16 protein-coding genes, 2 tRNA genes and 1 pseudogene are annotated in these 20,659 nt (G+C 61.2%); 2 read left to right on the forward strand and 17 right to left on the reverse strand.

From position 1 onward, the window contains the following. Positions 1-109: 109 nt before the first annotated feature. From FGE05_RS17020 to rnr, 10 genes are all read right to left on the reverse strand, one after another. The gene (locus FGE05_RS17020; RefSeq protein ID WP_139646748.1) at positions 110-571 is read right to left on the reverse strand and encodes a hypothetical protein; all 462 of its coding nucleotides are present in this window, start codon (positions 569-571) and stop codon (positions 110-112) included. After that, the gene (locus FGE05_RS17025; protein WP_139646750.1) at positions 568-1,488 is read right to left on the reverse strand and encodes an NAD synthetase; all 921 of its coding nucleotides are present in this window, start codon (positions 1,486-1,488) and stop codon (positions 568-570) included. The genes FGE05_RS17020 and FGE05_RS17025 overlap by 4 nt, the downstream gene beginning before the upstream one ends. Positions 1,489-1,627: 139 nt before the next feature. Beyond that, positions 1,628-3,928 carry a YgiQ family radical SAM protein gene (locus FGE05_RS17030; RefSeq protein WP_139646752.1) on the reverse strand — a complete coding sequence of 767 codons (2,301 nt, stop codon included), beginning with the start codon at positions 3,926-3,928 and terminating at the stop codon, positions 1,628-1,630. 201 nt (positions 3,929-4,129) lie between these two features. Beyond that, positions 4,130-5,527, reverse strand: a complete 1,398-nt coding sequence (dnaB, locus tag FGE05_RS17035; protein WP_024779176.1) for a replicative DNA helicase — start codon at positions 5,525-5,527, stop codon at positions 4,130-4,132. Between the two features lie 263 nt (positions 5,528-5,790). Further along, a complete protein-coding gene (gene rplI / locus FGE05_RS17040; protein WP_003186385.1) occupies positions 5,791-6,237 on the reverse strand; it encodes a 50S ribosomal protein L9 in 447 nt (148 codons plus the stop codon). 18 nt (positions 6,238-6,255) lie between these two features. Continuing rightward, on the reverse strand, positions 6,256-7,149 hold the full coding sequence (locus FGE05_RS17045; protein WP_139646754.1) for a hypothetical protein: 894 nt from the start codon (positions 7,147-7,149) through the stop codon (positions 6,256-6,258). Between the two features lie 36 nt (positions 7,150-7,185). Next, the gene (gene rpsR, locus FGE05_RS17050; RefSeq protein ID WP_002551829.1) at positions 7,186-7,416 is read right to left on the reverse strand and encodes a 30S ribosomal protein S18; all 231 of its coding nucleotides are present in this window, start codon (positions 7,414-7,416) and stop codon (positions 7,186-7,188) included. Between the two features lie 28 nt (positions 7,417-7,444). After that, entirely contained in the window at positions 7,445-7,873 is a 429-nt protein-coding gene (gene rpsF, locus FGE05_RS17055) for a 30S ribosomal protein S6 (RefSeq protein WP_003186395.1), read from the reverse strand. Between the two features lie 295 nt (positions 7,874-8,168). Then, positions 8,169-8,927 (reverse strand): 23S rRNA (guanosine(2251)-2'-O)-methyltransferase RlmB, encoded by a 759-nt coding sequence (rlmB, locus tag FGE05_RS17060; RefSeq protein WP_041024061.1) that lies wholly within the window; start codon positions 8,925-8,927, stop codon positions 8,169-8,171. Next, positions 8,924-11,542 (reverse strand): ribonuclease R, encoded by a 2,619-nt coding sequence (gene rnr, locus FGE05_RS17065; protein WP_139646756.1) that lies wholly within the window; start codon positions 11,540-11,542, stop codon positions 8,924-8,926. Before rnr ends, rlmB begins: the two co-directional genes overlap by 4 nt. 227 nt (positions 11,543-11,769) lie before the next feature. Here rnr and FGE05_RS17070 point away from each other — a divergent pair. After that, positions 11,770-11,856, forward strand: a tRNA-Leu gene (locus FGE05_RS17070). Between the two features lie 178 nt (positions 11,857-12,034). Next, positions 12,035-12,121 (forward strand) — tRNA-Leu (locus FGE05_RS17075). A 180-nt stretch (positions 12,122-12,301) separates the two neighbouring features. On the opposite strand, the gene FGE05_RS30450 is transcribed toward FGE05_RS17075, so the two are convergent. The 7 genes and pseudogenes from FGE05_RS30450 to hflX form a co-directional block, all read right to left on the reverse strand. Beyond that, a complete protein-coding gene (locus FGE05_RS30450; RefSeq protein WP_373682506.1) occupies positions 12,302-13,186 on the reverse strand; it encodes a methyl-accepting chemotaxis protein in 885 nt (294 codons plus the stop codon). A 21-nt stretch (positions 13,187-13,207) separates the two neighbouring features. After that, a pseudogene (locus FGE05_RS30455) lies at positions 13,208-14,260 on the reverse strand (methyl-accepting chemotaxis protein); the annotation flags it as partial. A gap of 124 nt (positions 14,261-14,384) precedes the next feature. After that, positions 14,385-15,677: an adenylosuccinate synthase gene (locus tag FGE05_RS17085; protein WP_041024059.1), complete on the reverse strand. Its 1,293-nt coding sequence runs from the start codon at positions 15,675-15,677 to the stop codon at positions 14,385-14,387. 54 nt (positions 15,678-15,731) lie between these two features. Beyond that, positions 15,732-16,919 (reverse strand): ATP phosphoribosyltransferase regulatory subunit, encoded by a 1,188-nt coding sequence (locus FGE05_RS17090; RefSeq protein ID WP_139646760.1) that lies wholly within the window; start codon positions 16,917-16,919, stop codon positions 15,732-15,734. Positions 16,920-17,232: 313 nt separating this feature from the next. Beyond that, the gene (hflC, locus tag FGE05_RS17095; RefSeq protein WP_041024057.1) at positions 17,233-18,102 is read right to left on the reverse strand and encodes a protease modulator HflC; all 870 of its coding nucleotides are present in this window, start codon (positions 18,100-18,102) and stop codon (positions 17,233-17,235) included. Further along, a complete protein-coding gene (hflK, locus tag FGE05_RS17100) occupies positions 18,102-19,271 on the reverse strand; it encodes an FtsH protease activity modulator HflK (protein WP_055128700.1) in 1,170 nt (389 codons plus the stop codon). Before hflK ends, hflC begins: the two co-directional genes overlap by 1 nt. 85 nt (positions 19,272-19,356) lie before the next feature. Then, positions 19,357-20,658 (reverse strand): ribosome rescue GTPase HflX, encoded by a 1,302-nt coding sequence (gene hflX, locus FGE05_RS17105; RefSeq protein WP_055128699.1) that lies wholly within the window; start codon positions 20,656-20,658, stop codon positions 19,357-19,359. Position 20,659 lies beyond the last annotated feature (1 nt).

Raw genomic sequence — 20,659 nt, forward strand, 5'->3', positions numbered from 1 at the left:
GGACACTTTCTTCGTCTACTCAAGGCAGTAGAGCACTAAAACGGAACGATGCCCGACTTCCCGTGCACAGAGGTGCACATAAATGTGGCGGGGATCGTAGCGAATCGACTCAGCGGCGCGAGCGTGAGGTCTTTATCGCTTGAGAGAGGCGTTCACGCTGATGGCGAATTTCGACCAGTTTGCTGCGCATTTCACGGTGGCGTTTGCTGTTGAGCAACAGCAAGCCCAATAGCGGAAACAACACAGCCAGCCCATAAAGCACTTGATGAGGGGCGAAGTAAATCATCGGCAGCACAAACGCCAGGCAGGCAACAAACACCCCCACCAGCAGCCACACCCAGCGCGGTCGTCCCCACAGGACCATCAGGTTACCGTGGGCCACCAGCAGGGTGACCACGGCACCAGCCAGCATGATGTAGATGCCGCTGTCCTCCAGCGGCCATGCTCGGAAATAGGTGACAAACGCCAGCGCAAGCGCCAAGGCAACGGAAAGGTAGGCGGTGAAGATGGCCGCGATGAAGGCAAGGAAGTGCCGCTGGAAGAACACCCGGAGCGTCAGTTCCTTGTTCATTCATCGAACTCTTCATACAGACCAATGGCAATGGTTTTGACATTGCCCGATAACGCACTCCCGGTCAGCCCGATAGCGGCCCCGAGGGAGTCCTTGATCTGGGTGATGGTGCCGTGCCTGAGTTCTGCGGTCGTATATCGCTTGGGCAAGGAGCCCGCAAGCTGCTTCAGCTTGAGCATCTTTGACGTCAGGCGCGGATCGTTGATGCTCAGCAGCTCTTTGGTCAACTTGGCCCGTTCCTGCCTGTTCAACCCCCTCAGGACTTCCCGCATGGTCTTGCCCGTCGACGCTTTGGCGACCCGCACCAATTTGATCGTCGTCAATGCCGAAGCCCCCACGCCCACCAGCGAAGCCGCATCCAGACCTATCGAGACATTCTGGTACCAGCCTTCGCTGTCCAGCCAGTCGTTCACTTCGGGTTTGGCAACTTCAAGCGTGGTGCGAGCAAGGCCGTTGACGCATTGCAGACTGCTGGCCCCCGCCGCCGTCCAGGCAACTGCGACCATGACGCCACTGGCACCGGCACTGAAGGGGATCAGCAGCGTTCCGCTGGCGATCACCGACCAACTGATCAACGCACCCGCACAGGACAGAGTAGTGTTTACCGCTTCCATGACCAGGCGCGATTCGCGAGGATTGCTCTGCACCTGTTGGGCGAACTGCTCCGGCGTTATGTACTTCTGCGCCTCGCGCAAAATGATCCGCTTGGGCTTGATGCTGCAGATCGGCTTGAATTCCCGCAGGGTCACCACGTTGAACTCTGCATCGATATACACCACGCCAGCGCCGACAATGCCGGGATCGGCGTCAATGGCAGCGAACAGTTTTGGCAGGTTGATCTGGCTTTCGATGCGTTGGCGGGCCATGAACTGGGAGGGGCTGTAGTCCATGCCGATGCCGGGTAACGGGGTGCTCATGGGTCGTCCTTGGAGTCTATAAGTCAAGTTGTGGGCAGCACTGAACGGTGGCGGGCGCCACGATAGCAAAGGAGTAGCACTGCCGCTAGAAAGCAAAACGCCAGCACTTAGGCTGGCGTTTGCGACAGGGTTTGGGCGATCAGCGCGGCACGACCGGCTTGCGCGCCGGCTTCGGCCCTTTGCCCTTGGCGGCGTCCTTGCGCTCCTTGGCCGCCTGCTGGTTGCGGGCGAACGCGGCGGCCTTGGCCTGCTCGCGCTTGTCCCACGAGTTGCCGCCGTCGCTGGCACGTGGCGGCAGGCCGGTGTGCTGGGTCAGGATCCGGGTGGTGTCCTTGCCCACCTTATGGCTGCCGGCCGGCGTCGAGTTCTTGCGACGGGCACTCTGGTAGCTGTCAGTCGCCGGCTGGTGCAGCGGGATCAACTGGTGCTTGCCCGGCCCGATCAGGTCGGCACGGCCCATGCGGGTCAACGCCTCACGCAGCATCGGCCAGCCCTTGGGGTCGTGATAGCGCAGGAAGGCCTTGTGCAGGCGGCGCTGCTCTTCGCTCTTGACGATGGTCACCCCGTCGCTCTTGTAGGTGACCTTGCGCAGCGGGTTCTTGCCCGAGTGGTACATGGCCGTGGCGGTGGCCATCGGCGACGGATAGAACGCCTGCACCTGATCAGCCCGGAAACCGTTGCCCTTGAGCCACAGCGCCAGGTTCATCATGTCTTCGTCGGTGGTGCCCGGGTGAGCGGCGATGAAGTACGGAATCAGGTACTGCTCTTTCCCGGCTTCCTTGGTGTACTTCTCGAACATCCGCTTGAACCGGTCATAAGTGCCGATACCCGGTTTCATCATCTGGTTGAGCGGGCCTTCCTCGGTGTGCTCCGGGGCAATCTTCAGGTAACCGCCGACGTGGTGGGTCACCAGCTCCTTGACGTACTCCGGCGACTCGACGGCCAGGTCGTAACGCAGGCCGGAGGCGATCAGGATCTTCTTCACCCCAGGCAACGCGCGGGCGCTGCGGTACAGCTGGATCAGCGAGGAATGGTCGGTGTTCAGGTTCGGGCAGATGCCAGGGAACACGCAGGACGGCTTGCGGCACGCGGATTCGATCTCCGGGCTCTTGCAGGCGATGCGGTACATGTTCGCGGTCGGGCCGCCGAGGTCGGAAATCACCCCGGTGAACCCCGGGACCTTGTCGCGGATCTCCTCGATCTCGCGAATGATCGACTCTTCGGAACGGTTCTGGATGATCCGGCCTTCGTGCTCGGTGATGGAGCAGAACGTACAGCCGCCGAAGCAGCCGCGCATGATGTTCACCGAGAAACGGATCATCTCGTAAGCCGGAATCTTTTCCTTGCCGTACGCCGGGTGCGGAACACGTGCGTAAGGCATGCCAAACACGTAGTCCATTTCCTCAGTGGTCATCGGAATGGGCGGCGGGTTGAACCAGACATCGACCTCACCGTGTTTCTGCACCAAGGCCCGGGCATTGCCTGGGTTGGTTTCCAGGTGAAGCACGCGGTTGGCGTGGGCATACAGCACCGCGTCGTTACGGACCTTCTCCACCGACGGCAGGCGGATCACGGTCTTGTCACGGGTCATTTTCGGGCTCGCCAGGATCTGCACGACCTTGGCTTCGCTCGGGTCCTCAACCGGCCCTTTTTCCTGTTCGATGGCGCAGGCCGCGGTGTCCTGGGTGTTCACATACGGATTGATGATCTTGTCGATCTTGCCCGGACGGTCGATACGGGTGGAGTCCACCTCATACCAGCCTTGCGGCGTGTCGCGACGGATGAACGCGGTGCCGCGCACATCGGTGATGTCTTCGATCTTGTGGCCGTAGGACAGGCGCTGGGCAACCTCGACAATCGCCCGCTCGGCGTTGCCATAGAGCAGGATGTCGGCGCTGGCGTCGATCAGGATCGAGTTGCGCACCCGGTCCTGCCAGTAATCGTAATGGGCGATGCGGCGCAGGGACGCCTCGATGCCGCCCAGCACGATGGGTACATGCTTGTAGGCTTCCTTGCAGCGCTGGCTGTAGACCAGGCTCGCACGGTCCGGCCGCTTGCCCGCCAGACCGCCCGGCGTGTAAGCGTCATCGGAACGGATTTTCTTGTCGGCGGTGTAGCGGTTGATCATCGAGTCCATGTTGCCGGCCGCGACGCCGAAGAACAGGTTCGGCTCGCCGAGTTTCATGAAGTCGTCTTTGGACTGCCAGTTCGGCTGGGCAATGATCCCGACGCGAAAGCCCTGGGCTTCCAGCAGCCGGCCGATAATGGCCATGCCGAACGACGGGTGATCGACATAAGCATCACCGGTCACGATGATGATGTCGCACGAATCCCAGCCGAGCTGATCCATCTCCTCCCTGCTCATGGGCAGGAACGGCGCCGGGCCGAAACATTCGGCCCAGTACTTGGGATAGTCAAATAACGGCTTGGCTGCTTGCATGTCGATGACCGGTATAAAAGATGAAAAATCGCGGGGGCGGAATATAGCACAAAAAATAGCCAATTCCGACGGCCATGGTCGGAAATCGGCAGCGGCCCATCGTCGGATCGCCGCCCGGAGCAGACTCGCTCCCACAGGGCAATGCAATCTCGTGTGGGAGCGAGCCTGCTCGCGATGAGGCCAGATCAGGCAACGACGAACTTACTCATCATCATCGAAGTTGTAGCTGCCCGGCGCCAGGTTCTCGAACCGCGTGTACTTACCGATGAACGCCAGGCGGATAAAGCCGATCGGGCCGTTCCGCTGCTTGCCGATGATGATTTCGGCAATGCCCTTGTGCTCCGTCTCGGGGTGATACACCTCGTCGCGGTACACGAACATGATGACGTCGGCGTCCTGCTCGATCGCTCCGGATTCCCGCAAGTCGGAGTTCACCGGACGCTTGTTGGGACGTTGTTCCAGGGAGCGGTTCAACTGGGACAAGGCCACGACCGGGCAGTTGAACTCCTTGGCCAGGGCCTTGAGGGAACGGGAGATTTCGGAAATCTCGTTGGTTCGGTTGTCACCACTGGAGCCCGGGATCTGCATCAACTGCAGGTAGTCGATCATGATCAGCGCAATATCACCGTGCTCGCGCACCAGGCGGCGGGTCCGGGCGCGCATTTCCGACGGGCTGATGCCGGCGGTGTCATCGATGAACAGCTTGCGGTCGTTGAGCAGGTTGACCGCCGAGGTCAGGCGCGGCCAGTCGTCATCTTCCAGTTGGCCGGAACGGACCTTGGTCTGATCGATACGCCCCAGGGACGACAGCATACGCATGATCAGCGATTCACCTGGCATCTCGAGGGAATACACCAGCACCGCCTTGTCGCTGCGCAGCACGGCGTTTTCCACCAGGTTCATCGCAAAGGTGGTCTTACCCATGGAAGGACGGCCGGCGACGATGATCAGGTCGGCCGGTTGCAGGCCACTGGTCTTCTCGTCGAGGTCGGTGTAGCCGGTCGACAAGCCGGTGATGGCATTGTCGGTGTTGAACAGGGTGTCGATACGGTCGATGGCCTTGGTCAGCAACTCGTTGACCCCCACCGGACCGCCGGTTTTCGGCCGGGCTTCGGCGATCTGGAAGATCTGCCGTTCGGCTTCGTCGAGGATCTCTTCGGCGGTACGGCCTTCGGGGTTGAAGGCGCTGTCAGCGATTTCGTTGCTGATACCGATCAACTGACGCAACGTCGCCCGCTGGCGGACAATCTGCGCATAGGCCTTGATGTTGGCGACGGACGGCGTGTTTTTCGCCAACTCACCCAGGTAGCCGAGGCCGCCGACCTGGGAGGTCTGGCCTTCCTTGTCCAGTTGCTCGGACAGGGTGACCACGTCGATCGGCATGTTCTGATCGGCCAGCTTGGCGATCGCACGGAAGATCAGGCGGTGGTCATGTCGGTAGAAATCGCCGTCGGAGACTTGATCGAGCACGCGTTCCCAGGCGTTGTTGTCCAGCATCAGACCACCGAGCACGGCCTGCTCGGCCTCGATGGAATGCGGCGGCACCTTCAGGGCAGCGGTTTGCAGATCGTATTGCTCGGGAGCGGTGATTTCGTTCATGGCCACTTGATTCTTTGGGAAACCCAGGGGGTTATGAAAATCAGGAATTGCAGAAAGACAAAGGGCACGACCTGTAAACAGGATCGTGCCCGATGTTACCGGCTAGCACCCAAGGGTGCCAGCCGACAGGTATTAAAGTGCCTGCGCGTCGATCATGCTGCGTTGAAAACAGGCTCGGAATGCTCATTTACAACCAGTAAACTCCGCTTCCTCGCCTGTTTTCGCCTTGCCTGATCGCCGCTCGGCGACTTTTCGTACAAAGCTTAGGCTGCTACCACGACAACGCGTACGGTGGCTTCAACTTCGGCGTGCAGGTGCACGGCCACGTCGAATTCGCCTACGTTGCGGATGGTGCCGTTCGGCAGACGAACTTCGCTCTTCGCAACTTCAACGCCGGAGGCGGTCAGTGCGTCAGCGATGTCGTGAGTACCGATCGAACCGAACAGCTTGCCTTCGTCGCCAGCGGTGGCAGTGATGGTCACTTCCAGCTCGGCCAGTTGGGCAGCACGGCTTTCAGCCGATGCCTTACGGTCTGCGGCGGCTTTTTCCAGCTCGGCGCGACGCTCTTCGAACGCAGCCAGGTTGGCAGCGGTCGCAGCGGTAGCCTTGCCGAAAGGCAGCAGGTAGTTACGGCCGTAACCGGCCTTAACGTTTACTTTGTCGCCCAGGTTGCCCAGGTTGGCGATTTTTTCCAGAAGGATCAGTTGCATGTGAAAATCCTCTAACTTTTAACCTTCACCGTTCGCGCTGTCGGCGTCTTTCGACGCCATACGACCGCGAAAATCAATCAGGCTGTCGACGATGGCCAGGACCACCAGCAACGGATAGATCAGCTGCATGAACAGCAACAACGTGACGTACAACCCCACCAGCCAGAACCTGGCCAGTCGCTTTTGCGCCACCAGCCCGTGAATCAGGGCCAGGGCAGCGAAGACCAGCGGTACGCTGCACAACGGCGTGAGCATGGCCATCTGCGGACCGAAGTTCGGTCCCAGAAGCATGCCCGCCAGCAGCAACATCGCCAGCCCAAGCGGGAAACGGATGGCGCGAAATTCGCGACCAAAACCACCCGGGTTGTACAACAACGCCTGCCAGTAGCGCCCGACAATCAGGCTCAGCACACTGACGATTTGCAACAAGGCCGCAATCAGGCCGGTCAGGACCGGTGCGATCAGGGACGCGAAACGCGCCTGCTCCTCTGCCGACATCTGCCGGTAGAGATCACCGAGGGCCTCGGGCAGGATTTTTACCAAAGCCTGCGACAGCATCTCGATCTGGGGCGCGAAAGCCACCCCGAGCACCACTGAAAACACCACCCCTATCGCTATGCTGACCAGCAGCACGCGGTTCCAGGATTCGCTGGCGCGCAACACCAACGCCAGCGCCGAAGACCCCAGAAGCACCATCAGTGCCCGCGGGTCCGAGGCGTACAACCACCAGAGCAAGGCCGGCAGCAGTCCCAGAGCAAGAACGCTAGAGGCGTCCCTCAATCCGCGCCGCAGGAGCACAAGGCTCCCGGCGGCAGCACCCAACCAATACAACAACGGCAATGCCGCACATCCGGCCACTACCAGAGTGGCCTGCATACGGCCGCGCATGATGAACTCAGCTATGGCGCGCATGCATTCAATCCTTTGCTACTTGTCGACTGCCCGGTCTCAGCGGCCGTGGCTGTCGGTGTAGGCCAGCAGGGCCAGGAAGCGGGCGCGCTTGATAGCGGTGGCCAGCTGACGCTGATAACGAGCTTTGGTACCGGTGATGCGGCTTGGAACGATTTTGCCGGTCTCGGATACGTAGGCTTTCAGAGTGTTGAGATCTTTGTAATCGATCTCTTTCACGTCTTCAGCGGTGAAGCGGCAGAATTTACGACGACGGAAGAAACGTGCCATGTGATTGGCTCCTTAAAAGGTCCGTGGATTACTCGTCAGCGTTATCGCTGTTGTCGCTGTCGCTATCGCTGTCATCGCCATCGGCGCTGTCAGAGTGCTCAGGACGGTCGCGACGCTCACGGCGCTCACTGCGGTTTTCTTCAGCCTTGAGCATCTCGGATTGGCCGGTAACGGCTTCTTCGCGACGGATGACCAGGTTACGGATCACTGCATCGTTGTAGCGGAAGTTGTCTTCCAGCTCGGCCAGGGCCTTGCCGGTGCACTCAACGTTCAGCATCACGTAGTGAGCCTTGTGAACATTGTTGATTGCGTAGGCCAGTTGACGACGGCCCCAGTCTTCCAGGCGGTGGATTTTGCCGCCGTCTTCTTCGATCAGCTTGGTGTAACGCTCAACCATGCCGCCGACTTGCTCGCTTTGATCCGGGTGGACCAAAAAGATGATTTCGTAATGACGCATGAATGCTCCTTACGGGTTGTAGCCTGCCGCTTAAAAACGGTCAGACAAGGAGTGAATGACACTTATGGACTTGTGGACGCTAGACACATAAGTGCCTGCCATCACAGCAAGGGGCGCAATTGTAGAGAAGGGTCGAGACAGGCGCAAGGCAATTGGTGATTATTTGAACAACCACTACAACACATAACAATGTGGGAGCGAGCCTGCTCGCGATAGCGGTGGGTCATCCAGCACGAATGCCGACTGATACATCGCTATCGCGAGCAGGCTCGCTCCCACAGGACTTGCCTATGCCTTACTTTTTGGCGGCAGCCTTGACGCTACGCTGACGCAGTGCCTCGAACAGGCACACGCCGGTCGCGACCGAGACGTTGAGGCTGCTGACGCTGCCGGCCATCGGCAGCTTGACCAGATAGTCGCAATGTTCGCGGGTCAGGCGACGCATGCCTTTGCCTTCTGCTCCCATGATCAGGATCGTCGGGCCGGTGAGGTCCTGCTGATACAGGTCCTGTTCGGCCTCGCCTGCCGTGCCGACCACCCACAAGCCACGCTGCTGGAGTTTTTCCAGGGTGCGCGCCAGGTTGGTCACGGCCACCAGCGGAATCACTTCCGCGGCGCCACAGGCGACTTTGCGTACGGCCGGCGTCAAGGTTGCCGACTTGTCCTTGGGAACGATCACCGCCAATGCCCCGGCCGCATCCGCCGAACGCAGGCAGGCGCCGAGGTTGTGAGGATCGGTCACGCCGTCCAGCACCAGCAGCAAAGGCGCGCCTTCGGTGCGATCAAGCAATTCCTCGAGCATCGCCTCGCCCCAGACCTGGCTCGGACTCACCTCGGCCACGACGCCCTGGTGCACGCCTTCGACCCAAGCGTCCATCTCACGCCGTTCGGCCTGGCCGACCGCGACGCGATTTTCGTTGGCCAGCTCGACCAGGGTCTGGACCCGGGGCTCACTGCGGCTTTCCGCCAGCCAGATCTGCTTGACCCGCTTGGGGTGATGACGCAACAGCGCTTCCACGGCATGCACGCCGTAGATTTTTTCCAACTGACTCATGACTTGGCCTTGGGTTTACGGGCGCCGCCACTTTTAGCCGGGGCCGAGCCCGCTTTCGACGGGCCTTTACGGTGTTTGCTCGGTTTGCTGCTTGCGCTTTCGGGGGCCGACCGCCCGGTCTTTCCTCCCGACGCGGCCTTACCACCTTTCTTGGCTTCGGCCAGCAATGCCTGCTTCATTTCACGACTCTTGCGCACTTCGGCATTTTTCGCCGCGGCATCGCTCGGGCGATAGGCTTCACTGGCTTTTTCCTTGGCCGGGCCACGACGACCGGACTTGGTCGAGGCCGGCTCAGCTGCGGCCTTGGCCGAAGGTGCAGACGTTTCGGCACCGCGCTTCTTGCGTCCGATCGGCGCGTCGATGGTCTTTTCCGCCATCTCGAAGTCGATCTTGCGCTCGTCGAGATCGACGCGCATCACCCGCACTTCGACGGTATCGCCCAGACGGAAACTGCGCCCGGTGCGCTCGCCCGCCAGACGGTGATGCACAGGGTCGAAGTGGTAGTAATCGCCCGGCAGCGCGGTGACATGCACCAGGCCTTCGACGTAGATATCGGTCAGCTCGACGAACAGGCCGAAACCGGTCACGGCGGTGATCACGCCTGGGAACGACTCACCCACGCGATCCTTCATGTACTCGCACTTGAGCCAGTTCACCACGTCGCGAGTCGCTTCGTCGGCGCGACGTTCGCTCATCGAGCACTGCTCGCCCAACTGCTCCAGGGCCGCCTCGTCGTACGGATAGATGCGCGCCTTGGGGATGGTCATCGCACCGGCACGCTTGACGTGCGGGGTGTTCATCTTCGAATGGATCACGCTGCGGATGGCCCGGTGCGTGAGCAGGTCGGGGTAGCGACGGATCGGCGAGGTGAAGTGGGTATAGGCCTCGTAATTCAGGCCGAAGTGGCCTTGGTTATCGGCGCTGTACACCGCCTGGCTCAAGGAGCGCAGCATGACGGTCTGGATCAGGTGGAAATCCGGACGATCCTTGATACTGGCCAGCAACGCCTGGTAATCCTTGGGCGACGGACCTTCCTTACCCTTGTGCAGGGACAGGCCGAGCTCACCGAGGAAGGCGCGCAGTTTCTCCAGGCGCTCCGGCGGCGGACCGTCGTGGACCCGGTACAGCGCAGGGATTTCGTGCTTCTTCAGGAATTCGGCGGTGGCCACGTTGGCCGCCAGCATGCATTCCTCGATCAACTTGTGCGCATCGTTGCGCACGGTCGGACGGATTTCGGCGATCTTGCGCTCGGAACCGAAGATAATCCGGGTTTCCTGGGTTTCAAAATCGATGGCGCCACGCACATGACGCGCGCCCAGCAGCACCTTGTACAACGCATAGAGCTGCTTGAGATCCGGCAGCACCTCGTTGTACTCCCCGCGCAACTTGCGCGACTCGGCGAGCTTCGGCGTTTCCAGCATTGCGCTGACCTTGTTGTAGGTCAGGCGGGCGTGGGAATGGATCACCGCTTCGTAGAAGCAGTAGTCAGTCATCTCGCCGGACTTGGAGATGGTCATCTCGCAGACCATGGCCAGGCGGTCGACATGGGGATTGAGCGAGCACAAGCCGTTGGACAGTTGCTCGGGCAACATCGGCACGACGCGCTCGGGGAAGTACACCGAGTTGCCACGCACCTGGGCTTCGGCATCCAGTGCCGAACCGAGCTTCACGTAGCTGGAAACGTCGGCAATCGCGACGTACAACTTCCAGCCGCCGGAGAACAGGCGCAGCTTGCCCGGCCGGGCTTCGCAATAGACCGCGTCGTCGAAGTCCCGCGCATCCTCACCATCGATGGTGACGAACGGCAGGTGACGCAGGTCGATGCGCTTCTCTTTGTCCTTTTCCTCCACTTCCGGCTTGAGCTTGGCGGCTTCTTTCAGGACCGCTTCAGGCCAGACGTGGGGAATGTCATAGGTACGCAGGGCAACGTCGATTTCCATGCCCGGCGCCATGTAGTTGCCGACCACTTCCACCACATCGCCTTGCGGCTGGAAGCGCGGGGTTGGCCAGTGGGTGATCTTCACCTCGACGAACTGACCGACCTTGGCGTTGGCGTTGCGGCCCGGGGTGACCAACACTTCCTGCTGGATCTTCGGGTTGTCCGCGACAACAAAGCCGATGCCGCCCTCTTCAAAGTAACGGCCGACGATGCTTTCGTGGGCACGGGAGACCACTTCGACGATCACGCCTTCACGGCGACCGCGGCGGTCCAGGCCAGACACACGGGCCAACGCCCGGTCACCGTCGAACACCAGGCGCATCTGCGCCGGGCTCATGAACAGGTCGTCGCTGCCGTCATCGGGAATCAGGAAGCCGAAGCCATCGCGGTGACCGGCGATACGCCCCAGGATCAGGTCGAGCTTGTCCACCGGCGCGTAGGTTCCGCGCCGGGTGTAGATCAATTGAGCATCGCGCTCCATGGCTCGCAGACGGCGGCGCAGGGCTTCGAGTTGATCTTCGGTCGTCAGCCCGAACTCTTCGACCAGCTCTTCACGGCTGGCAGGCGAACCCCGGTCGGCGAGATGCGCCAGGATCAGTTCGCGGCTGGGAATAGGGTTTTCATATTTTTCCGCTTCACGAGCGGCCTCGGGATCGAGGGACTGCCAATCGGCCATTAGAGAGTTTTCACCTTGTCTATATGCGGGTTAGTTTGGCATAGGCGTAATGAAACGGGAAATTTCAGGCATCCGAAGCCCTTTCTAAATGTCTTTTACCCCGTTCATCAAGCAGGAAAAGACACCACTCGTGAAATTTCCCGTTTTTTTTATCAAGAGGGGTTTACAGTTAAAAACACGCTCCGTATAGTGCGCGCCATCGACGACGCACACACGTTGCCGATACTGCCCAGATGGTGAAATTGGTAGACACGCCAGCTTCAGGTGCTGGTGACCGCAAGGTCGTGGAAGTTCGAGTCTTCTTCTGGGCACCAATTTCGAGCGACAGATCAATGATCTGCAGGCTCTCCCAAAAACCCGCGAAAGCGGGTTTTTGCATTTCTACCCTCCTGAAATCCGCTTTCGCAATTACTAAAACAAAAACAGGGGTTTACAGATCAAAACGCGCTCCGTATAGTGCGCCACATCAACAGCGGCAACGCTGAAGATGCTGCCCAGATGGTGAAATTGGTAGACACGCCAGCTTCAGGTGCTGGTGACCGCAAGGTCGTGGAAGTTCGAGTCTTCTTCTGGGCACCAATTCAAGCTTCAAGACAAGGCCTTGAATCTCACAGAAACCCGCGAAAGCGGGTTTTTTGCGTTTTTGACTGGGAATTCCTGAAGCGGCAGGCCGCAAGGGATGAGGCGGCTGTCAGGCCGCCATCGCGAGCAGGCTCGCTCCCACAGGGAAACGCGCACGCTCAAAAGGCTGGTCGGCTGTCAGGCCCTGAACTGCCCCAGACTCGCCTTCAACTGCGCCGCCAGATTATCCAGCACCTTGCCGCTCGCCGTCGTCTCGACCACGGCTTGAGCCGCTTTCTCGGCCTGGACGTGAATGGTCTCGACCCGCCCACGCACCGCCTGCGCCCCCTGGGCCTGATGAGCCGCCGCCTGAGTCGCCAGACCAATGGCCGCATGCACTTGCTCTACGGACGCCTGCACCGACTGCTGCAAACGAGCACTGTCGCGCAGCACCAGCAGCCCCTCACTGGCCTGCCGCCCCGCCTGGCCGATCGCAGCCACCGCCTCGCGAGCGCCCTGCTGCAACGCCACGATATGGGCCTGGATGTCACCGGTCGAACTCTGGGTCTTGCTCGCCAGCGCCCGCACTTCGTCCGCCACCACCGCAAAACCACGCCCGGTCTCCCCGGCCCGCGCCGCTTCGATGGCCGCGTTCAAGGCCAGCAGGTTGGTCTGCTCGGCGATGCCGTGAATGACCGTCAGCACCACTTCGATCTGTTCGCTCTGCTGCGCCAGTCGTTCGATCACCTTCGCCCCGGTATCAACCTGCCCGGCCAGCGCCTCGATCAGACCGCTGACCTTGGCCGAGGTACGGGTGTTTTCATCGGTGGCCTGACGGATCTCCACCACCTGCTGCAAGGCCGCCTGCATCGCCTGGCTTTCCGACTGTGCTTCGTCAGCCATTTGCGACAGCGCACGCAAGCTCTCAGCCACCTCATCGCGCTGCATCCCGGCCGCCGCATCGGCACCGGAGTTGCGCAAGGTCATTGCACCGATCTCCACGCCGGTGCGCTGGGCGACATCGCCCGCCTCCCGCACGATGGGCTGCAACTTATCCACAAAGCGATTGACCGCCGAGGCCATGTCGCCAATTTCATCCTTGCTGTTGATCTGCACACGCTTGGTCAGGTCACCCTCGCCCGCCGCCAGATCGTTCATGGCCGCGATCAGCAGCTTCAAGCGATTGACCACCCGACGCCCCAGCACCACGGCCAACAACAGCAGCACGCCGAAGCCGACCAGCGCCAGGCCGAGGCCGATCCGCCAGCGCAAGGTACTTGCCGCTTCCTGCACCGTACTGGAAGTGTTGGTCTGCATCTGCGTAGCTGTGGTCTGTGCCGACTGCAGACGACCGCGCATGGCAGCGGCACTGTCGGCGGCGGCCCCCTTGAGGCTGTCACCGACCAACTGGTCACTGCTGGCGATCAATGCCGAGAAGCGCTGGTCCAGCGCCTTCAGATCGGACTCCACCGAAGCGGTGGAGACCCCCATCAATACCTTACCGATTTCCACCCCATTGGGATTGATCGATGCCTCAAGGTAGTACACCGACGGATCGGTCTTCGCAGCGTCCAGCACCTTGTCCAAGGCCCGCTCGCCCTTGCCCTTCTCCAGCAAGGCCTTGTTGATCGCGTTATCCCGGTTCAGGTAGCGGGTCAGGTGCTCACCGTTGGCGTCGTCATAGATGACGAACAATACGTTGGGGTTGCGCTGGGCCCGACGGGCGAATTCGGAGAGTGTCGGTATGTCGCTGTCCCACATGGCGCGGGGCGCAACGGAAGCCAGGAGCTGCGCCATATCATTGGCGGAGTCCTTGAGCGCTTTTTCCAGCGTCGTCCGCAATTGCGACTGCTCATCTTTCAGGCGCGCGGACAGACCTGCATTCAATCGCTGACGGGTATTGGCAGACAAGCTGTCCAGGCTCGACGTGACCTCCCGCCCAGCCTGCTCCAGCTCACCGGAGAGCTTCTGGCTGTCAGCCCCCAGGCGTGTGCCCAAGTCGCTTTCAAGCGCCGTGACCGTGCTGCGGGTCAGCGCAACCGCCACCAACACCTGCACCAAAAGGGCGATACCAAGGGTAACGAACACAGGCCGTAGTAAACGGCTTTGTAACAGTGAGAGAACGGCCGACACGGAAAATCCCTCTACGAACGCCATTAAATTGATGGCACTCGTCAAGAGATGCCAGTAATGGAGTTGCGTAGCAAGTGTTGTGCCGTCGGCAGGCAGAAACGACAAAGGACCCAAATCAGGGTCCTTTGTCTTTTACATCAGTAACTTATCAGGCGAACGGATGACGCAGAACGATGGTTTCGTTGCGGTCCGGCCCCGTCGAAATAATGTCGATCGGCGCACCGACCAGCTCTTCGAGGCGCTTGATGTAGTTGCGGGCAGCCACAGGCAGCTCTTCCAGGGCCTTGACGCCCACGGTCGACTCGGTCCAGCCCGGCATCTGCTCGTACACTGGCTCCAGGCCGATGTAGCTGTCAGCATCGGTCGGTGCGTCGATGACCGCGCCGTCCTGGTTCTTGTAGCCTACGCAGATGTTGATGGTTTCCAGGCCGTCCAGCACGTCCAGCTTGGTCAGGCACAGGCCCGAGATGCTGTTGACGTCGATGGCGCGACGCAGGATGACGGCATCGAACCAGCCGCAACGACGGGCACGACCGGTGGTGGCACCGAACTCATGACCACGCTTGGCCAGGAAAGCACCGACGTCGTCGAACAGCTCGGTCGGGAACGGACCCGAGCCCACGCGAGTGGTGTAGGCCTTGGTGATGCCGAGGATGTAGTCCACGTACATCGGACCGAAACCCGAACCCGTGGCGATGCCGCCGGCGGTGGTGTTGGAGCTGGTGACGTACGGGTAGGTACCGTGGTCGATGTCCAGCAGCGAACCCTGGGCGCCTTCGAACATGATGTCCTTGCCCGCGCGACGCAGCTCGTGCAGCTCGGCGGTGACGTCGAGCATCATCGGCTTGAGCAGCTCGGCGTATTCCATGCACTCGTCCAGGGTCTTCTGGAAGTCGATGGCCGGCTCTTTGTAGTAATTGACCAGGACGAAGTTGTGGTAGTCCAGCAACTCGCCCAGCTTGGCGGCGAAACGCTCGCGGTGGAACAGATCACCGATGCGCAGGCCACGACGGGCCACCTTGTCTTCGTAGGCCGGGCCGATGCCGCGACCGGTGGTGCCGATCTTCATCTCGCCACGGGCCTTTTCACGGGCCTGGTCCAGCGCAACGTGGTAGGACAGGATCAGCGGGCAGGACGGGCTGATACGCAGGCGCTCGCGCACCGGTACGCCTTTCTCTTCCAGCTTGACGATTTCCCGCAGCAGAGCGTCGGGGGCAACCACGACACCGTTACCGATCAGGCACTGCACGCCTTCGCGCAGCACGCCCGACGGAATCAGGTGCAGAACGGTTTTTTCACCGTCGATCACCAACGTGTGACCGGCGTTGTGGCCACCCTGGTAGCGCACTACGGCGGCAGCATGTTCGGTCAGCAGATCAACGATCTTGCCTTTGCCCTCATCACCCCATTGGGTGCCCAGGACTACGACATTCTTACCCATAACACTTGTCCTCATTCGCGCAAACTTGGTGCCGGCCGCGGCCGGCGGGAAAACTCAAGAAGCCAGCGGCAATACTTGCCAAAGCCCGTTCTGCTGAATCAATTGCCGGTCGCAGTCCGCTTCACGGGCGGCGGCCAAAGGCTGCCCAGGCAAGGCCTGGACGACACGCTGACCCTCGCTGCGCAACTGGCAGACAGCCTGCCAGAGTGCCGCATCCGTACTGTCAGGCATCCAGATACCGCCGGACGGTAGCTCGATTTCAGCACGCCCCAGGGTCACCAGGGTTTTCAGATCGGTAGAGAAACCGGTCGCCGGACGGGCACGACCGAAGTCGGCGCCGATATCGTCGTAACGACCGCCCTGGGCGATGGACTGGCCCACGCCAGGGACGAACACGGCGAACACCACGCCGGTGTGGTAGTGGTAGCCGCGCAACTCGCCCAGGTCGAAATACAACGGCAACTCAGGGAAGCGCACCGACAGACGCTCGGCGATTGCCAGCAGGTCGTCCAGCGCCGCCAGTACAGGCGCTGGCGCATGAGCCAGGCGATCACGCGCTGCCGCCAGTACTTCACGGCCGCCACACAGATCCACCAACGCCCGCAGCATGTCGGACAGGTCGGCCGGCAAGCCTTCGGTCAGGCTGATGACTTCATCGATGGCCTTGCGCTGCAAGGCATCGAACAATTGTTGCTCCACTTCACCGGACAGACCGGCCGCACGGGCCAGGCCACGATAGATGCCAACGTGGCCCAGATCCATGTGGACATCCGGCACGTCCGCCAGTTGCAGCATGGCCAACATCAGGCTGATGACTTCCACGTCGCTGCTCGGGCTGGCATCGCCGTACAACTCGGCCCCCAGCTGGATCGGGCTGCGCGAGGACGACAGGGCGCGCGGCTGGGCGTGCAGCACACTGCCGGCGTAGCACAGGCGACTGGGACCTTCACGGCGCAGGGTATGGGCGTCGATACGCGCTACCTGGGGCGTGATGTCGGCACGAAAACCCATCTGCCGGCCCGACTGCGGGTCGACGACCTTGAAGGTGCGCAGATCCAGGTCCTGGCCCGCGCCGGTCAGCAGGGATTCCAGGTACTCGATATGCGGGGTGACGACGAACTCGTAGCCCCAGCTCTGGAACAGATCCAACACCTGCCGACGCGCTACTTCGATACGCGCAGCTTCCGGTGGCAGTACTTCTTCGATGCCATCTGGCAGCAGCCAGCGGTCTACCGTTGCCATTACGCCATTCCCCTATGGTCCGGGCGGCCAGCCTTCGGGCAAGCCTTGAGTGAAGCAGAAAGCGCCCACGCTCTGCGCAAAAAGCGCGCAAGGGCGACGTGACGAATGGCCCGGAAACGGCCTCGTCCAGCACTTTCCTCGAAAAACCTGTCGAGTCGTTCGACCCGACGCCTGCAACCAAAACCGCAATCGAACGTGCAGACGCAAAAAAGCCGGGAATTTCCCGGCTGCCGCATCATACACCCGTTTTCCCAAAGGATCACCCCGCCAGACGTTTTAGCCGCCGGGCGGAGTGTCTCAGGTCAACGTTGCATCAAGGCTTGGCCTTTTCCAGGTAGCGGAAAAAGTCGCTGCTCGGGTCCAGGACCAACACGTCGGATTTGTGCGCGAAGCTTTCACGGTAGGCATGCAGGCTACGGTAGAACGCGTAGAACTCCTGGTCCTGGCCATAGGCCTTGGCATAGATCGCCGCAGCCTGGGCATCGCCGTCACCGCGAACTTCTTCCGATTCACGATAGGCTTCTGCCAGCAACACGCGACGCTGACGATCGGCGTCGGCACGGATGCCTTCGGCCAGCTCGTTACCCTTCGCGCGATGCTCGCGGGCTTCACGCTCGCGCTCGGTGCTCATCCGCTCGAACACGCTGCGGTTCACTTCCTTTGGCAGATCGATGGCCTTGACCCGGACATCGACCACTTCAATACCCAGTTCCTTTTCCGCCATGGTGTTCAGCGAACGGGTAATGTCGGCCATGAGCGCATCACGCTCACCGGACACCACTTCATGCAGGGTGCGCTTACCGAACTGGTCACGCAAACCCGACTCCAGGCGGCGGGACAGGCGTTCGTCGGCGATCTGCTTGAGACCCGAGGTGGCCGTGTAGAAGCGCTCGGCATCCTTCACGCGCCACTTGGCATAGGCATCGACCATGACCGCTTTCTTTTCCAGTGTCAGGAAGCGTTGCGTCGGTGCATCCAACGTCATCAGGCGCGCGTCGAACTTGCGCACCTTGTTGACGTACGGCACTTTCACATGCAGCCCTGGCTGGACATCCGTCTCGACCACGCGACCGAACTGCAGCAACACCGCACGCTCGGTCTGGGACACGATGTAGAAGCAGTTCCAGGCAGCGATCGCTACGACGACGCCAACAATAAGGGCGATCAGCGATTTATTGCTCATCAGCGACTCTCCCTGGTACGTGCTTGCTGTTGCTGCTCCACCGCAGCGCGAGCATTCGCTTCATTGCTGGAAGACGACGTGCTGGCCGGCGGCGTGCTGGTGTTGCGACCGCTCTCGACCATCTTGTCCAGCGGTAGGTACAGCAGATTGCTCTGGCCGTTCTTGTTGCCGGTCACGAGGACCTTGCTGGTGTTGCTGAAGACTTCCTGCATGGTGTCCAGGTACAGACGCTCGCGGGTCACCTCAGGGGCCTTGCGATACTCGGCCACCAGCTTGGTGAAGCGATCGGCCTCACCCTTGGCACGGGAGACCACTTCGTCGCGGTAACCGTTGGCATCCTCGATGATGCGCTGGGCCTGGCCACGGGCTTCCGGCACAACGCCGTTGGCATAGGTTTCGGCCTGGTTGCGCGAACGCTGCTCGTCTTCACGGGCGCGGATCACATCGTCGAAGGCTTCCTGGACCTCACGCGGCGCCGCGGCGCTCTGCACGTTGACCTGGGTGACGGTGATGCCGGTGCGATAGGTGTCGAGGAACCGCTGCAGGCGCTCCTTGATTTCGCTGGCCATCAACTCACGGCCCTCGGTCAGCACCTGGTCCATGGCGGTGGAACCCACCACATGGCGCAGCGCACTCTCGGTGGCATGCTGCAGGCTGACTTCCGGCTGGTCGACATTCAGTACGAAGTCTTGCAGGTTGGTGATCTTGTACTGCACGGTCAGCGGCACTTCGACGATGTTTTCGTCTTCCGTGAGCATCTGGCCCTGCTTGGTGTAGGCACGCTCACGCGTGACGTTTTCCATGTACTTCTGATCGATCGGCGGGAAATAGATGTTCAGGCCCGGGCCGACGGTTTCGTAGTACTTGCCGAAGCGCAGCACCACGGCCTGCTCCTGCTCGTCCACGACATAGACCGCGCTGTACAGCCAGATCGCCGCGAGCACGACCAGACCGATGCCGAGCAGGCCGAAACCGCCGCCCTTGCCCGGACGACCACTGCCGTCGTCACCGCGTTTCTTACCGCCACCGAACAAACCGTTCAGGCTTTCCTGCAGCTTGCGGAAGGCCTCGTCGAGATCCGGTGGCCCCTTGCGGTCGCCGTTGTTACGACGCTTGCCGCCCCAGGGATCCTGGTTATTCGAGTTGCCACCCGGCTCATTCCAAGCCATAGCGCTCTCCATCTGATAAAGCAAAGACGCACCCACGGCGCGCCGGCCAATGCTACAGAATGCCTGACACAGCTTTCTCAGGCTTTTATTGCAAAGTGTGTTGCTCGATGAACTCCATCGGTTTCAGCCCTTCACGACTGACCAGCCGATTCAGCTCCGACCGCGGCAGGCGAACCGCCAGCAGGCAAGTGCCTTCTTCGTCATGTTCTTCTTTTTGCACCGCGCCCAGCTCGAAGAACTGGGCACGCAGGCGGGCGAACCGTTGCGGCAGCTTCAGGGTGCCGACAAACAGGTCGCTGCCCAACAGCTCCGCCACGGCCTGCTCGAGCAGCTCGAGGCCAGTACCGTCCCGGGCCGACAACCAGACCCGCTGCGGCTTGCCATCGGCATCGCGCTGGATCTGCGGCTCCACGCCTTCGAGCAAATCGAGTTTGTTGTATACCTCCAGGATCGGCAAGTCCTGGGCTCCAATCTCGCCGAGCACCACCATGACCTGCTCGATCTGCAGCATCCGGTCCGGCTCGGCGGCATCGATCACATGCAGCAGCAGGTCGGAGTTGCTCGACTCTTCGAGCGTAGCTCGGAAAGCCTCGACCAGTTTATGCGGCAGGTGACGGATGAAGCCCACGGTGTCGGCCAGCACGATCGGCCCGAGGTCGTCCAGGTCGAGCCGGCGCAAGGTCGGGTCGAGCGTGGCGAACAACTGGTCGGCGGCATAGACGTCCGACTGGGTCACGTTATTGAACAGCGTCGATTTGCCGGCGTTGGTATAGCCCACTAGGGAAACCGTCGGGATGTCCGCGCGCTTGCGGCCGCGCCGCGACTGCTCGCGCTGGCTGCGGACCTTTTCCAGGCGCCCCTTGATCTGGCGCAGGCGAATCCGCAACAGGCGCCGGTCGGTTTCCAGCTGGGTTTCACCCGGACCGCGCAGACCGATACCGCCCTTCTGCCGCTCAAGGTGAGTCCAGCCACGCACCAGCCGCGTGCTCATGTGCTCGAGCTGGGCCAGTTCGACCTGGAGCTTGCCTTCATGGGTACGGGCGCGCTGGGCGAAGATATCGAGAATCAGGCCCGTACGGTCGATCACGCGACACTCGAATACGCGTTCGAGGTTACGTTCCTGACTGGGCGTGAGGATGTGATTGAAGATCACCAGATCGGCTTCTTCGGCCTTGACCAGGTCGCGCAACTCCTCGACCTTGCCGCTGCCGATCAGGAATTTGGCGGTTGGCCGATGACGCGGCACGTTGAAAAACGCGACGGTCTCGGCGCCGGCCGAAAGTGCCAACTCCTGAAACTCCTGCGGGTCTTCGCGCGCCTCAGGGTCCTGTCCATCCAGGTGAACGAGAATGGCCCGCTCACCACCACCGTGGCGCTCAAAGAACAAA

The sequence above is a fragment of the Pseudomonas sp. ICMP22404 genome (assembly GCF_006227205.1).
In the GTDB taxonomy this organism is placed as follows: Bacteria; Pseudomonadota; Gammaproteobacteria; order Pseudomonadales; family Pseudomonadaceae; genus Aquipseudomonas.